The 13,722-nt window shown below is 40.4% G+C and carries 14 protein-coding genes; 4 read left to right on the top strand and 10 right to left on the bottom strand.

What is annotated here, in order from left to right; all coding sequences use genetic code 11:
• Positions 1-19: 19 nt before the first annotated feature.
• From L1264_RS08745 to L1264_RS08710, 8 genes are all read right to left on the bottom strand, one after another.
• Positions 20-2,002, bottom strand: a complete 1,983-nt coding sequence (locus tag L1264_RS08745) for a TonB-dependent receptor plug domain-containing protein (protein ID WP_199526929.1) — start codon at positions 2,000-2,002, stop codon at positions 20-22.
• 175 nt (positions 2,003-2,177) lie between these two features.
• Positions 2,178-2,447, bottom strand: coding sequence for a CBU_0592 family membrane protein (locus tag L1264_RS08740; RefSeq protein ID WP_138558288.1), 270 nt, complete (start codon positions 2,445-2,447; stop codon positions 2,178-2,180).
• Positions 2,448-2,595: 148 nt separating this feature from the next.
• On the bottom strand, positions 2,596-2,847 hold the full coding sequence (locus L1264_RS08735; RefSeq protein WP_055021979.1) for a hypothetical protein: 252 nt from the start codon (positions 2,845-2,847) through the stop codon (positions 2,596-2,598).
• 41 nt (positions 2,848-2,888) lie between these two features.
• Positions 2,889-3,293 (bottom strand): DUF1761 domain-containing protein, encoded by a 405-nt coding sequence (locus L1264_RS08730; RefSeq protein ID WP_135926519.1) that lies wholly within the window; start codon positions 3,291-3,293, stop codon positions 2,889-2,891.
• A 153-nt stretch (positions 3,294-3,446) separates the two neighbouring features.
• Entirely contained in the window at positions 3,447-3,980 is a 534-nt protein-coding gene (locus L1264_RS08725) for a response regulator transcription factor (protein WP_138558287.1), read from the bottom strand.
• The gene (locus tag L1264_RS08720; RefSeq protein WP_138558286.1) at positions 3,977-5,188 is read right to left on the bottom strand and encodes an ATP-binding protein; all 1,212 of its coding nucleotides are present in this window, start codon (positions 5,186-5,188) and stop codon (positions 3,977-3,979) included. Before L1264_RS08720 ends, L1264_RS08725 begins: the two co-directional genes overlap by 4 nt.
• A 17-nt stretch (positions 5,189-5,205) precedes the next feature.
• The gene (locus L1264_RS08715) at positions 5,206-5,610 is read right to left on the bottom strand and encodes a nuclear transport factor 2 family protein (RefSeq protein ID WP_135926516.1); all 405 of its coding nucleotides are present in this window, start codon (positions 5,608-5,610) and stop codon (positions 5,206-5,208) included.
• Between the two features lie 8 nt (positions 5,611-5,618).
• On the bottom strand, positions 5,619-6,929 hold the full coding sequence (locus L1264_RS08710; RefSeq protein WP_199526930.1) for a metal-dependent hydrolase family protein: 1,311 nt from the start codon (positions 6,927-6,929) through the stop codon (positions 5,619-5,621).
• Between the two features lie 151 nt (positions 6,930-7,080).
• On the opposite strand from L1264_RS08710, the gene L1264_RS08705 reads away from it, so the two are divergent.
• Entirely contained in the window at positions 7,081-8,154 is a 1,074-nt protein-coding gene (locus tag L1264_RS08705) for a ketoacyl-ACP synthase III (protein WP_138558284.1), read from the top strand.
• 70 nt (positions 8,155-8,224) lie between these two features.
• Positions 8,225-8,611, top strand: coding sequence for an SMU1112c/YaeR family gloxylase I-like metalloprotein (gene gloA2 / locus L1264_RS08700; protein WP_135926513.1), 387 nt, complete (start codon positions 8,225-8,227; stop codon positions 8,609-8,611).
• Position 8,612: 1 nt separating this feature from the next.
• Here gloA2 and L1264_RS08695 read toward each other — a convergent pair whose 3' ends face one another.
• Complete coding sequence (locus L1264_RS08695; RefSeq protein ID WP_199526931.1) at positions 8,613-9,974, bottom strand: leucyl aminopeptidase family protein; 1,362 nt, start codon at positions 9,972-9,974, stop codon at positions 8,613-8,615.
• Between the two features lie 88 nt (positions 9,975-10,062).
• Positions 10,063-10,473, bottom strand: a complete 411-nt coding sequence (locus tag L1264_RS08690; RefSeq protein ID WP_135926511.1) for a hypothetical protein — start codon at positions 10,471-10,473, stop codon at positions 10,063-10,065.
• Between the two features lie 106 nt (positions 10,474-10,579).
• Here L1264_RS08690 and L1264_RS08685 point away from each other — a divergent pair, with 106 nt between their 5' ends.
• Positions 10,580-10,735, top strand: a complete 156-nt coding sequence (locus L1264_RS08685; RefSeq protein WP_135926510.1) for an oxidoreductase-like domain-containing protein — start codon at positions 10,580-10,582, stop codon at positions 10,733-10,735.
• A 286-nt stretch (positions 10,736-11,021) separates the two neighbouring features.
• A complete protein-coding gene (locus L1264_RS08680) occupies positions 11,022-13,607 on the top strand; it encodes a TonB-dependent receptor plug domain-containing protein (RefSeq protein WP_135926509.1) in 2,586 nt (861 codons plus the stop codon).
• The last annotated feature ends 115 nt before the right edge of the window (positions 13,608-13,722 follow it).

Below are 13,722 nucleotides of genomic sequence, written 5' to 3'. Positions count from 1 at the left end.
ACCTTTGAGATAAGCGCAACTAGAAATTGAACTGGTAGTGTAACGATAAATCTTCAGTTGTACCAGCAACTGCGCCATTGTCCATGCGTGGATCAAACACGTTATATTGTTTGCCTAACAGGTTTTCTGCCTTAAGCATTAGCTGGCTTTTGGCATTTAGCTGCCACTTTAAGCTACCGCCTAGCAAGGTGTAGGCTGACTGTTTAAAATAGGCACCACTCACCGAGCTCACCTCAACTTTGTCTCGCCACAATACATTTAAACTTAGTTGCCAACTGTCAGATAAGTTATAACTAGTTACTAAACTTGCAAACCGCTTGAAACTTGCATTAATTGGGTCTTCAAAGTATTGAGTATAGGTACCTGTTACAGAGAACTCTTTATTTGATTGCCAAGTACCATCAAGTTCAATACCGCTGTTTTGGCTATTAAAGGAGTTTGCAAAGGTAAATAAGGCATCATTAGATTGTGTAGGTTCAATGTTTATAAAGTCGTTTAATTCATTATAAAAAAGCACTGCATTAGCTTGTAACTCAGATGTTTGAAAATGCCAAACCAGCTCAGTGGTTTTTACTGACTCAGAGCGAAGTGCCGGGTTGCCTACTGTGACATCATCATTTGAGAAAAGCTCGTTAGTAACAGGTGTTCTGAATGACTCGCCATATTGTAACTTAACGGTATGCTCTGGGTTTATGACATATACACCAGCAAGACGAGGCGAAAGTTTGCTGTCGATGTTGTTCACATCGTCATAGCGTGCTCCAACATATAAAGTAAATGCTTTTGTGTAAGGGATTTTTAGTTGCCCATACGCACTATATGTTTCAAAGGTGTATTTGAGGGCCGCAAACTCAGGAAAATCCATCACAGTAACAATACCTTGCTGATAATAGCTAGGATCTATAATTATCAGACCTGATTGGTCGTCGTAATAACTGGTGCGAATTCCAGCTTCAACTTGTTTAGCCTCTGAGTACTCTACTCCTGCAGCAAGCTGCCATTGATTATTAAATTGATAACTCAACTCAGTTTCAAACTTACTATCTGTAGTTTGCCAAGCTGGACCAACCAAAAAGTCAGGCATATCATCAAATGCAACGATTAAACCTGCGCTAGAAATATTATGCTCAGTGTATGAATAACTTGAGTCAAGCTTTAGCTTATCGTTATTAACCCAGTTATATTTAATGCCAACAAAGGTGTTATCACTAGTATGTTGGTTTTGCTTTGAGTAGCCTGCAAGGTTTAAAAACTCATCGAGTTCTGTCTTGTTGTAACGAGCACTTAGTTTGAGCTTTTTGTAATCGACACCCGCTTCGAGATAAATTGCTTCAAGAGGATCTTTAACCCCTTGCGGATAGCTTTCACCGTCTTTTTGATCATAAGAAAATGTCGCATATACAGCGGTACTGTCATTAACTGTGCGGTTAAACTGCCCTGTTGACCCATAGCGACCATTATTGCCAACCACGAGTTGCATAGCATTTCGCTCTTTAGAGGTAACAATATTCATCACCCCTAAAAACGCATTACTACCATAAATCGCTGAGCCTGGACCGCGGATAAACTCTATTTTTTCGATGACTTCAATAGGAATATAAGGCATGTAAACTGAGGCTTTGCCAAATGATGACTCATTAACTCGCTCGCCATTGATCATCACTAATACATTACCGCTATCAAGATAAACGCCTCGTGCATGGTCTTTAGGCACGGCGCCAACCCAGTCTCCACGAGTTGATTGCATACCTGGTACGAAGTTCATTATCTCATACGCATTATCGATACCAAGTGCTTGAATTTGCTTGCGGTTAAACACCGTCATAGTAGAAGGAACTGACGACAAGGTCTCAGTAGTTTTAGTTGCCAGATCAACATGTACCTCAAGCAAGTCCTCAAAACTTAAAGAAAATAAGTCTTGTTCTTCAGCTGAATGAGCAACCGAAGAGATGGTTGAAGCAACTACAATTGAAAAAAGTGCTGAACATCTAAATAGCTTCACGCTGCGAGATACCTGTACTAATAGCCCATGCTGCAAAAGCAACACATTGTTTACACTATTAATACAAAAGATTGGCAAGCTTGCAATGTTTTTATAATTTTAGTTGAAGAGTTATCGGAAGTAGATACAAAAAAACCCATTTTAAACTAAAAATGGGTTTTAATATGAAGCTTAATTAAGCTGTTTCAATATTACTTGTACGCTTTGCTTTGATGTACTTATATAGACCAATAAGTGACGCTGCTATCCAGAAAATTTCGATAACAAAACTAGCAAGGTTAAAGTTATAACAAAGACTAATCAGTAACAGAATTGCCCCTGTTAAGTTCATCATGTTATACACAAGGCCGGTTGGCGATGCTTTATTCAGTTGTAATAAAAAGAAAGCACCAACCACTAAGAATGTGCCTGTCATGCCAATAATATCAAATAAAAGTGCTATCACGTGCGTGAATCCATTTTGTTCATGTGTTTATACCCATACAACTGGCCCAATCCATGGGGAGGGTTGTTTTCATTCATTGAAACAGCAAACCGGACAATAGTATCAGGGCATGAGGGATAAACGAGGATAAATGTCCGTATTTTAAAACCTATTTATGCGTCACCTTACCACCGATGATTTTTAGAGCAGGTGCGCCACGGATCATGGTCTCGCGGGCAAATTGACGTTGGCAGTCAGGGCAAATACCTGTTTCATTGGTAAAGTCTTGGCTAATACGCTCAACAAAGCATTTAACCAAGGCCCCTTTTCCACCTTTGCGGTATTTAAATAATTGGCTTTTACATTGTGAGCAAAAAATATCGACTGTTTTAGTTGGACCTTTTTTATTTGGTTTAGCCATTAACTACCCGATTTTACTTCTAAAACGCTGATCCTACCATGTTAAGACCACAGTCCCAAAACAAGGCCAATAAGAGAAAACTGTAATATAGAGTAACTTGCATTCACCAAAAAAAGCTTTAATGGACGCTGCTCAAAAATATAACCAATCCCCAAGGCACAGCTAACCCAACATAAACCAATAATAAAGCCAGTACCTACTGCCACTCCTACATTGACGTGCGAGCCAATGAATAAGGATAAACTAAAGGCGATTATGCAGCATAAAATAAAACTACCACCAAAGACTTTAATTGGATTGATACTTTGTAAATCAAGCTCTGTTAAACCACAGCTTTCCATCCAAATTCGCTTAAATAGCCAAGGTGAGTACCACAGCGCGCCTAGAAGAAATGAGGCAAGGCCAGCAAAAAAAATAGCAAAAAAATTAAGTTCTGAAAAATGCATATTGCAAACTCATACAACGAACAGTACTAATTTGACTGTAGTTAAGGATCTGCGATGCAGCAAACCAAAAAGACTTAGATTTATACCTGTCTACATCAAAATAATACTTTAGGATGTCACTTAACACGCGTTCCCACTAAGGAAACAGCTTATTTATTGTTGAACTGGTTTTTTTTGTAATTTGCGCTGCAAAGTTCGCCTGTGCATATTGAGTTGTCGTGCTGTTTCGGAAATATTGCCATTATTACTATGGAGTACATGTTGAATATGCTCCCATTCTAATCGCTCTGGCGACATAACTTGGCTCGGCTTTGTATCTTCTAATGATGGGTTTGCTTCAGCGTCACCCAATAATGTTTTTAATAATGAATTAAAATCAACAGGTTTTGGTAGGTAGTCGTTAGCACCTAAACGAATTGCTTCAACAGCACTAGCGATACTAGCAAAACCGGTTAATAGCACAATGCGAGCAGTTGGAAACTGTGTTCTTATCGGTTTAATTAAGGTTAAGCCATTGTCGTCACCGAGTTTTAGATCAACCAAATAATGGCTCGCATCAACAGCGTTTAGTTTTTGCATTGCTTGCTCTTTGTTATGGGCAAGCTCACATGCAAAGCCATGTTTTGTAAAACGCCTTGCCAGTGTGGTGGCAAGGTTTACATCATCTTCGATTATTAACAGTTTCATACGATCTTAAGACTTACGGTGGCAATTGCACCCTGCTGTTGGTGATTACATAGCGTTAATGAACCATCTAAACGCTCTAAAGTTACATTTGATAGCAGTACTGCCATACCCATACCGCTTTTGCTTGGCATTAACTGTCCTCCTAATGCGGACATTTGTTGCTCACTAAAACCTGGCCCAAAATCTCTTAAAGAAAGCGACAGTTGTTGGTTATCTATTTGCCAGTTAGCTTCTATGGTATTTTGTTGGTTTTTTATATTCGCTAAAACTGCATTTTGTAACAAGTTCAAAATTGCTGGTAATAACATAGCATCACTCAAAATGGAGCACTGTGGCGCATCATTGAGCCACTGTAAGCTTTGCTCAGGAAAATGCAATGTCATGGCATCTTCAATTGTATGCTGTAATGTTTGAGCGCTGATCACCTTTTGTGTTTCACCGGTTCTTAAGGCATTTGATAGTGCCCTAAAATGTTCAAGTTGCTGTTTACACTGTGCCAATGGCTTAGCCATTTCTTGCACAATGGGATCATCAGCTTGTTGTTCTTGCAACTCTTCAAATAAAAGCTGCAAATTTGCAAGAGGTGTTGCTAATTGATGCGTAACTTGCGCGGCAGCACCGTCGAGTGTTAATAGCTGCTCATGCCTAAGTTGCTGTTCACGGGCCTTTGCGATAGTAGCTTCTCTGGCCCTTAACGTGCTATTTAATGTGCCAATAACAAATGCGATAACAATGGCGCTGATAACAAAATTAATCCACATGCCAATAAAATGATGAGTCATTTGCATTTGGTGCATGGTGTGTTCAGGCATCTTTATCAATAAAAAGCTATAAGCTGCAATTGCCAGCACAGCGGTATAGGCAAGTCCTTTGGCATTAACAGATACCGCAGCTATCATAATTGGTAACAACAATAACGACACAAACGCGTTAGTTGCCCCACCACTCAATGACAAAAGTATCGTCAAAAACAATAAATCAGCAGTTAACTGCATTAATACAGCAGAAGGTTTCGCTTTTGTTACTTTTCGATAAGCAAATATGCTCAACAGCTGAAAAATAGCTTCAATTAGAATAACGGATAGTAAAGGCAGTAAGGCAATTTGATGTTCAAATAAGAAGTACACAACCATTACAGCAATAAATTGCACTGCAATTGCGGCACTTCTTAACACCAGTAAGCGGCTAAGAGCCGGATCAGTTTGCATAGCAGAGGTGTTAATGATTATTCATCATCCATAGAAATTGTAAAAACAGCACATGGCGTGCCTTGATGAAACACCATTTGCCATTGTTTACCGTTAAAACGCCACAATGACATACGAATTGAATAGTTAAATTCTGAGCGAGCAGAACGTCTAAAGGCCGCCTGATAGCTCAATTGGGCTATGTTATCGCTTAGCATACGGCCTTTAAAATGTTGATTGTAAAACTGCGGTACCACCTCAGTCGGCAAACGGGTTAACACTTGGAACTTATTAAAAGACGTGCCATCTGCTGCAATTTCGATGAAGTCATCATCTAGCAAAGCATCAAGTGCTTCTGCAGATTGTCTTACCTCAGGCTCTAACAACTGCCTTTCGGCATCAATCAAATGATTAAATAAAGTTTCTTTAATTTTGCCGCCCATAGTAACCCTTACTGTTTGAGCACTTTACCGCCCTTCATAACAAAGTTAACTTGTCTAAGTTCACTAATGTTATCAAGCACATTCATATTAACGCTGATAATATCTGCTTGTTTACCAACACTCAAGTCACCTAGGTTATCACTTTGGCCTAATAGTTTAGCAGCTTCAACAGTTGCGGACTTAATTGCCTCTTTAGGTGTCATACCGTATTTAACCAGTAATTCAAATTCTTTGGCATTATCACCATGCTTAGACACCCCTGAATCAGTACCAAAAGCAATTTTCACGTTATTTTTAAGCGCTAACTTAAACGATGCTTCCATCTTGGGCGCTACAACTTCGACTTTATCAGCAATTGCTTTTGGCATATTTGGGTTATTCTGCACTTCTTCTTTTACTGTAGCACCAGCAAGTAAAGTTGGGACTAAATAAGCATCTTGCTTTTTAAATAATTTAACGGTTTCTTTATCTAAAAATGAACCATGTTCTATTGAATCAACCCCAGCTCTGAGTGCCGCTTTTATACCTTCTGTGCCATGAGCATGGGCCGTTACCTTGCGACCTAAATGATGAGCCGTGTTAACAATGGCACTGAGCTCTTCATCAGTAAATTGTTGATTCACACCCGCAGCAGTATTACTTAACACACCACCTGTCGCGGTAATTTTAATCACATCGGCACCACTTTTGATAACATCGCGTACCGCACGAGTACAATCATCAGCACCATCACACACACCCAAGCCACCGCCTTGTGTTGCTTTGGTAATATCACGACGATAGCCATGCATGTCACCGTGACCACCGGTCGGTGTGATCATGTCTCCTGCAGCAAAAATACGCGGACCAACAATGTCGCCACGTTCAACAGCTCGTCTTAATGGGAAGATAACTTGATAGCTGCTACCAAGGTCGCGCACAGAAGTAAAACCGGCATCGACTGTGTGCTGTAAATATTTTAGAGAACGAAGTGCATAATCTGCTTCGTATTCAGTTGCCCATTGGTGTGGGTTACGCTTTGCATCACGCTCAAAGGTAACATGAACATGCATATCAATCAGGCCTGGTAAAACCATCTGATTTTTTAAATCAATAACATCTGCATTACTAAGGTTTAACTGCTGTTGTGTTAAATAGCCTGCTTTAATGGCAGTAATTTTGTTATCGTCAATAACCAGTGTTTGCTGCTCTTTGACATCTTGCTCAGTGCCTACCAGCATTTTTCCAGCGTGAATAATGGTGGTTTGTGCATTAACCGTAAACGAAGATAATAAGGACAGTACCGATAATGTGCTTATTTTTAAGTTTATTTTTTTCATAATCGCCTCTTTTTTATACTAGGTTTAACTTAAATATCGAACAAATGCCATTATTTACGACGTAGTAAAGCGTTAAGCTAGTGTTGAGAGGTGATTTTTGGTATAACTTTGAAAAATTTTAACAAGTCTGACCACATAAAGAGAACACATTATGTCTTATGCCCAAATTACTGGCTGGGGTAAATGTATACCACCCGCTAGCATTAGCAACGATGAAATAAGTAACATTGTTGATACCAACGATGAATGGATCACTACACGTACAGGCATTAAATCTCGCCGTGTCAGCCATGTTTCTACTGCTGAACTTGCTACTGTTGCTGCAAAACATGCCCTAGCTTGTGCTGGCGTTGACGGCAAAGACATAGACTTAGTGTTATTAGCAACCTGTACACCATCAACGATGGTGGCTAATACCGCCTCATTAGTGCAAAAAAACATTGGCGCTGTTGGCGCTGCAGCAATGGATACTAACGCTGCATGTTCAGGCTTTTTATACGCTTTACAAGCTGCCACAGCACAAATTCGTGCTGGTATGATTAAAAAGGCCGTGGTTATTGCTGCTGAGCGCATGACTTGGTATGTCAACTGGTCACGTCGAGACAGTGCTGTACTGTTTGGTGATGGTGCGGGTGCCGTTGTGTTAGAAGCCTCAGATACGCCATCAGGCTTACTTGCGACTAAAACAGGCTGTGATAGTGAAGACCGCGATATCCTGCATATTGAGAACTTTGGTAGCGATTTAAATAAATATGAGCCAATTGGCCCGTCAAACTTATTATTCGAAGGTCGCGAAATCTTCAAACGTGCAGTTAAAGGCATGAGTGAAGCCTGTGATGACGTGCTAAACCAAGCGCAATTGCAACTTGATGATATTGATGTATTAGTTCCTCACCAAGCTAATTTACGTATCATCCAAGCCATTCAGCAACGCTTAAAAGTAGCTGACGACAAAGTCATGGTGAACATTGCCGATTACGGTAATACCTCTGCAGCGACAATTGCAATTGCAATTTGTGAAGCTGTTGAGCAAGGCCTCATCAAGCCTAACTCAAATATAATGTCAGCAGCCTTTGGTGCTGGTTTAACTTGGGCTGCAAGTTATATTAAATGGGGCGATCGTGTGACACCAATTGCGGTATCTGATGCTGCTCTACCTGAGTGTGATAAAACAGGTCTTGAACTTGTTGCACCAGCTGTTGCGGCATGTAAAGCGGCAGAGTAATACCCTACACTCATTAATAGAAAAGCGCGGCTTAGTCCGCGTTTTTTTATGAGCATAAAAGGATTAGACCATGGAATTATTAGGCATACATCACGCTGCAATCATCTGTAGCAACTATGAAAAGTCAAAGCACTTCTATAGTGAAGTTTTAAAACTGCCGATTATTCACGAACTATACCGCGCTGAACGTGACTCGTATAAATTAGATTTAGCGCTTCCTGATGGCAGCCAATTAGAGTTGTTTTCGTTTCCTGGCGCGCCACAAAGACCAAGCTACCCAGAAGCTCAAGGACTTCGCCATTTAGCGTTTAAAGTTGCCGATATTGCAAAATCAAAACACTATTTAGAAACACAAGGTATTAGCGTAGAAGAAATAAGAGTGGATGAAATCACCGGGAAGCAATTTACATTTTTTGCCGATCCCGATGATTTACCGTTAGAGCTATATCAACTCTAAATTATTGAAAACGATCTTGTAGATAATTAAACACGGCACGAATACCCAATGCTTCACCGCCTGCAGGACGACCCGGCAATGAGCGTACGTTCCAAGCCATCACATCGAAGTGAACCCAAGGCGTGCTTGGTTCAATAAACTCTTTTAAGTAAAGCGCGGCAGTGATTGCACCACCAAATGGCGTTGAAGCACAATTGGCGATATCTGCTACATCACTTTTTAATAATGCTTTGTATTGATCAAATAAAGGAAGTTGCCAAACAGGGTCATGACAGCTCTCGCCTGCGTCTATTAATTTGTTCGCAACATCGCGATTATTGGCGAAAAAGCCTGGTAATTCAGTACCTAATGCTACTCGGCAAGCGCCTGTTAGGGTTGCAAAGTCTACGATTAGATCTGGATTATCGTTTTGTGCTTCAGCAAGTGCATCACACAGAACTAAACGGCCTTCGGCATCGGTGTTATCAATTTCAACAGTGATCCCTTTACGGGTTTTGATCACATCACCTGGTCTAAATGCATTTCTAGAAACCGCATTTTCAACCGCAGGTACCAATACACGTAAGCGAATTGGTAAGTTGGCAGCCATAATTAACTGTGCAAGGCCAATAACATGCGCGGCACCGCCCATGTCTTTTTTCATGTTACGCATGCCTGAACTTGGTTTTAAATCTAAACCGCCAGAATCAAAGCAAACACCCTTACCAACTAAGGTAATCTGCGGAGCATCTTTTGCACCCCAACGTAAATCAAGTAAACGCGGTTTGTTTTCCGAAGCACGACCAACCATGTGAATCGTTGGGTAATTTTGCTCTAATAATTCATCACCCACCCATTCGCTGAACTCACCATCAAAGGTGTCAGCTAAATCAGCCATCACTTGTGATAAATGTTGTGGCATCATATCTGCAGCAGGTGTATTGACTAAATCACGCACTAAATTAATTGCGCTGGCATGCTCAGTTAAACGCTTAACTAGGCTTTCATCAGCAATAGCAAGCTGCGCTCGCGGTGAAGCTTTTTCTTTATATTCACTAAACTCGTACCCACCTAACACAAAACCAAGTGCAACTTGCTCAACGAAAGTGTCATCACCCTGGATTTGATAGCAACCTGCAGGAAGCTTCGTAGATAGGTCGCCTGCTAACCAAAAGTCATTAAGATCATTAACTAAGCAATAAACATGCTCCAATGAACCCGACTCACTATCAGCAATAAGGGCAATGCCTTTATTTTTAAAATCACAGTTTGATAACCAGTTTTGAAGTGGTTGTGGTTGCTCAGTTAACCAATCGGTAAGATTTGCTTTTGCAATAAAAGAAAGGGGAATACCCGTTGAAGAATGGCGAATTAATGCACTCATTAAACGACTCGTTATAAAGAAAAGATAACTAAGCATACCAATATCTTGGTACAAAAGGTATAGGCAAAATCAGATTGCCAAACCCAAATCAGTGTTTGTTTTGCTTCTCTTTTTCTTCTTTTTCGACTTGTTGGTCTAGCTCTTTAAGTGACTTATTAATATTGAATGAACTTGGTAATACATCAACACCAACCCACTGCCCTAACTTAACAACAAGGGGGATGGTAATGGGTGCAAATGGCAATACAGCAAATACACCCAAACCCAAGCCTTTCAAGATATCTAAGAATTGTTCATTAGCAGTATGTAACTCTTCTTTACTAGCTAAGCCTTGAGTGTACCGCCTATATATATGAAGCATTTCTTTGGTTTCTTGCTTTTCTTGAGCAAGCGCGATTTTAAGTGCTACCATAGCGCGCTTAAAACGTAATGTTTGACGCTTTTTGGTAATTTTGGCTACTCTGAACGGAGCCCTATGAATAACTTTGTATAATCGCATTTAGGTATTTTCACACAGCATACGAAGTTCACAAAGCATAATTTACTTATATTAGTTTTTGACTTATCCTTAGCACTCTATTATTAATTATTTTTCATTAATTCAAATGGACCAAAAACAACTAAAGGACGAGCAAAAACCAACAAAGCCCGCTTCTGATGAATGTTGCGGTGGTGGTAGCTGTTGCCCATGCGTGTGGGATGAATACAAAGAAAAGCTTCAACAGTGGCAACTACTGAACGATAAGCAACAAACAAAATAGACCGTTCCAATTCCTTTTTTGCCTACATTTCACTCAAAACTTTCTGTTTTTAAAATTTTTTTAGATATTTTATATAAATTTTCACAAAAAAATAAATCACAAAGAATAAATTATCCCCTTAAAATTCATACACATAACCCAAATAAAGTGAATGCCAGAATAACCAACACAACCAAAACAACATTAAATTAACAATTTGCAAATTATTTTCACAGTCTGTATAAGTTATTTACACCAATTTAGAGTTGGTGACCTAATCATAACTATTCTAACTGGGGAAGTCAGAATGAAATTCAAAAATAGCGCGCTGCAACAAGCAATTAAATTTGCTTTAGCAACAACAACTGCAGGTCTGTTTGTATCTGGATCTGTAATTGCGGCAGAAGAAGCAACTGAAGAAACAAAGGTTAATAAAAATGTAGAGAAGATTGCGGTAGTTGGTACCCGCTCTGCACCTCGCTCAATCGGTGACTCACCGGTACCAATCGATATCATCGGTGGTGAAGAGCTAGACAAAGGTGGTAACACCGATATGCTTGAGCTACTAAAAGGCTCTGTACCATCTTTTAACGTTCACCAAAACCCAATCAGTGATGCTGCATCACTTGTTCGTCCAGCAAACTTACGTGGTCTTCCTTCTGACAGTACACTTGTGCTTGTTAACGGTAAACGCCGTCACCGTGCATCAGTAATCGCTTTCTTAGGTGGTGGTATCAATGATGGTGCTCAGGGTGCCGATATCTCAGTTATTCCAAGCATTGCCTTAAAGCAAGTTGAAGTACTTCGTGATGGTGCAGCAGCTCAATACGGTTCTGATGCAATCGCCGGTGTAATGAACTTTGTATTAAAAGATGCCTCTGAAGGTGGCTCTTTCGAAATTCGTCAAGGCGAATACTATGAAGGCGATGGCGATACAACGCAAATTTCAGGTAACGTGGGCTTACCATTTACCGATAGCGGCTTTGCTAACTTAAGCTTCCAATATAAAACAGCTGACGCGACAAGCCGTTCAGTTCAACGCCCAGATGCTGCTGCACTTAACGCAGCGGGTGTACCAGAAGTATCTTCTCTTGCGCAAGTTTGGGGTGCACCTGAGGTTGATGACGATATCTCTATCTTCGGTAACATCGGTTTAGATATAAGCAACACAGCGCAATTCTATATGTTTGGTAACTACTCTGAGCGTGATGTGCGTGGTGGTTTCTACTATCGTAACCCACATACTCGTCCGGGTGTTTATTCAAATGATGGCGGTGAAACACTACTTGTTGGTGATTTAACTGGCGATATGAGCGGTAACTGTCCTACCGATATCATGATTGATGATAACGTTTTAGATAACCAAAGATACATCGATCTAGTTGCTAACAACCCAGATTGTTTTGCGTTTAACGAAATGCTTCCGGGCGGTTTTACACCTAACTTCGGTGGTAACATAACAGATACTGCACTAACAATTGGTACCAAAGGTGAAATCACATCTGGTTTCCTTGAAGGTGCATACTATGACTTAAGCGGTACAGTAGGTTACAACGAATCACGCTATTTCATTTATGACACAATCAATGCGTCATTAGGCCCAGACAGCCCGCGTGACTTTAGCCCTGGTAAGTACTCACAATTAGAGAAAAACTTTAACGCTGATTTATCAAAGGGTTTTGACTTTGGTTTAGCGTATGACGTTAACGTTGCGGGTGGTCTTGAATGGCACGAAGAAACGTTTACAGTTGTATCTGGCGACGTAGCTTCATTTACTGCGGGCCCTCTAACAGAGCAAGGTTTTGGTATCGGTTCAAATGGTTTCCCTGGTTTCAAACCATCTGATGCAGGCGAATATACACGTCGTAACTATGCGGCGTACGTTGATGTTGAAGCACCATTCACTGACGACTTCCTAATGGGCTTAGCGCTACGTTATGAAGATTACGATACATTCGGTTCAACAACTAACTATAAGTTAACTGCTCAATACCACTTAACTGAAGACCTGAATATTCGTGGTTCAATCAGTACTGGTTTCCGTGCTCCTACAGTTGGTCAAGCTAACGTAAGTAACGTACAAACTAACTTAAGCAGCGGTGTTCTAGTTGACTCAGCACTATTACCACCAACAAACCCAATTGCTGTGCAATTAGGTGGTACAGAACTTCAACCTGAAGAATCGCAAAGCTACACTTTTGGTGCTGTATGGACAATTGGCGACTTATTCTTCACTATTGATTACTACAACATCCAAGTTGATGATCGTATCAGTCAATCAGACAAAATTGAGTTAAGCCAAGCAGACAAAGACACGCTTGAAGCGGCTGGTGTACCAAATGTACAAAACTTAGCGCAAGTAAGCTTCTTCACAAATGACTTTGATACAACAACACAAGGTGTTGACGCTGTTGCAAACTATTCAACTGAATTATTAGGTGGTAGTTCAACATTCAGCTTAGCGTATAACTGGAACGACACTGAAGTAACTAAGTCGAGCCCAATTACAGGTGAATTTAAAGTAAGCCGTTTAGAAAATGACTTACCAAATCACCGTGCAACGCTTAGCTGGGCACAACAGTGGGAGAACTTCTCTGCATTTACACGTGTTAACTACTATGGCGAATACCAAGGCGTTCACGTAGATTACGATGCAACAGCTAAAACAGCTGATGCAGCAGTAACAATTGATGCAGAAGTTACTTACTTCCTAACTGAAGAAATTAGCTTGTCAGTTGGTGCGACAAACTTATTCGACCAAGAAGCAGAAAAGCTTGATTTCTTCGACCGTACTGGCATCCCTAATAACAACTGGGGTGGTAAATACTACGAGACTTCACCATATGGTATTAACGGTGGCTTCTATTACGTGAAAGCTACATATACTTTCTAAATAGAGGTACTTTCTAGGTTGAGAGATCAACCTAGAGAGTCTATACCCCAGACTTTTCTGGATATTTATAGTTAATCAAGGCGAAAGACATTTCGCCTTTTTCGTTTTATAGTAA

Origin of the sequence: Pseudoalteromonas sp. APAL1 (assembly GCF_021532475.1) — a bacterium.
In the GTDB taxonomy this organism is placed as follows: domain Bacteria; phylum Pseudomonadota; class Gammaproteobacteria; order Enterobacterales; family Alteromonadaceae; genus Pseudoalteromonas; species Pseudoalteromonas lipolytica_C.
This window is presented reverse-complemented; position numbering and strand designations above follow the sequence as displayed.

Bases quoted from the DNA above. Each gene is read 5' to 3' on its own strand.
- L1264_RS08735 (WP_055021979.1), bottom strand. From the start codon at position 2,847: ATGGCTAAACCAAATAAAAAAGGTCCAACTAAAACAGTCGATATTTTT.
- L1264_RS08725 (WP_138558287.1), bottom strand. From the start codon at position 3,980: ATGAAACTGTTAATAATCGAAGATGATGTAAACCTTGCCACCACACTG.
- L1264_RS08685 (WP_135926510.1), top strand. From the start codon at position 10,580: ATGGACCAAAAACAACTAAAGGACGAGCAAAAACCAACAAAGCCCGCT.
- L1264_RS08705 (WP_138558284.1), top strand. From the start codon at position 7,081: ATGTCTTATGCCCAAATTACTGGCTGGGGTAAATGTATACCACCCGCT.
- L1264_RS08710 (WP_199526930.1), bottom strand. From the start codon at position 6,929: ATGAAAAAAATAAACTTAAAAATAAGCACATTATCGGTACTGTCCTTA.
- L1264_RS08720 (WP_138558286.1), bottom strand. From the start codon at position 5,188: ATGCAAACTGATCCGGCTCTTAGCCGCTTACTGGTGTTAAGAAGTGCC.
- gloA2 (WP_135926513.1), top strand. From the start codon at position 8,225: ATGGAATTATTAGGCATACATCACGCTGCAATCATCTGTAGCAACTAT.
- L1264_RS08695 (WP_199526931.1), bottom strand. From the start codon at position 9,974: ATGAGTGCATTAATTCGCCATTCTTCAACGGGTATTCCCCTTTCTTTT.
- L1264_RS08690 (WP_135926511.1), bottom strand. From the start codon at position 10,473: ATGCGATTATACAAAGTTATTCATAGGGCTCCGTTCAGAGTAGCCAAA.
- L1264_RS08730 (WP_135926519.1), bottom strand. From the start codon at position 3,293: ATGCATTTTTCAGAACTTAATTTTTTTGCTATTTTTTTTGCTGGCCTT.
- L1264_RS08680 (WP_135926509.1), top strand. From the start codon at position 11,022: ATGAAATTCAAAAATAGCGCGCTGCAACAAGCAATTAAATTTGCTTTA.
- L1264_RS08715 (WP_135926516.1), bottom strand. From the start codon at position 5,610: ATGGGCGGCAAAATTAAAGAAACTTTATTTAATCATTTGATTGATGCC.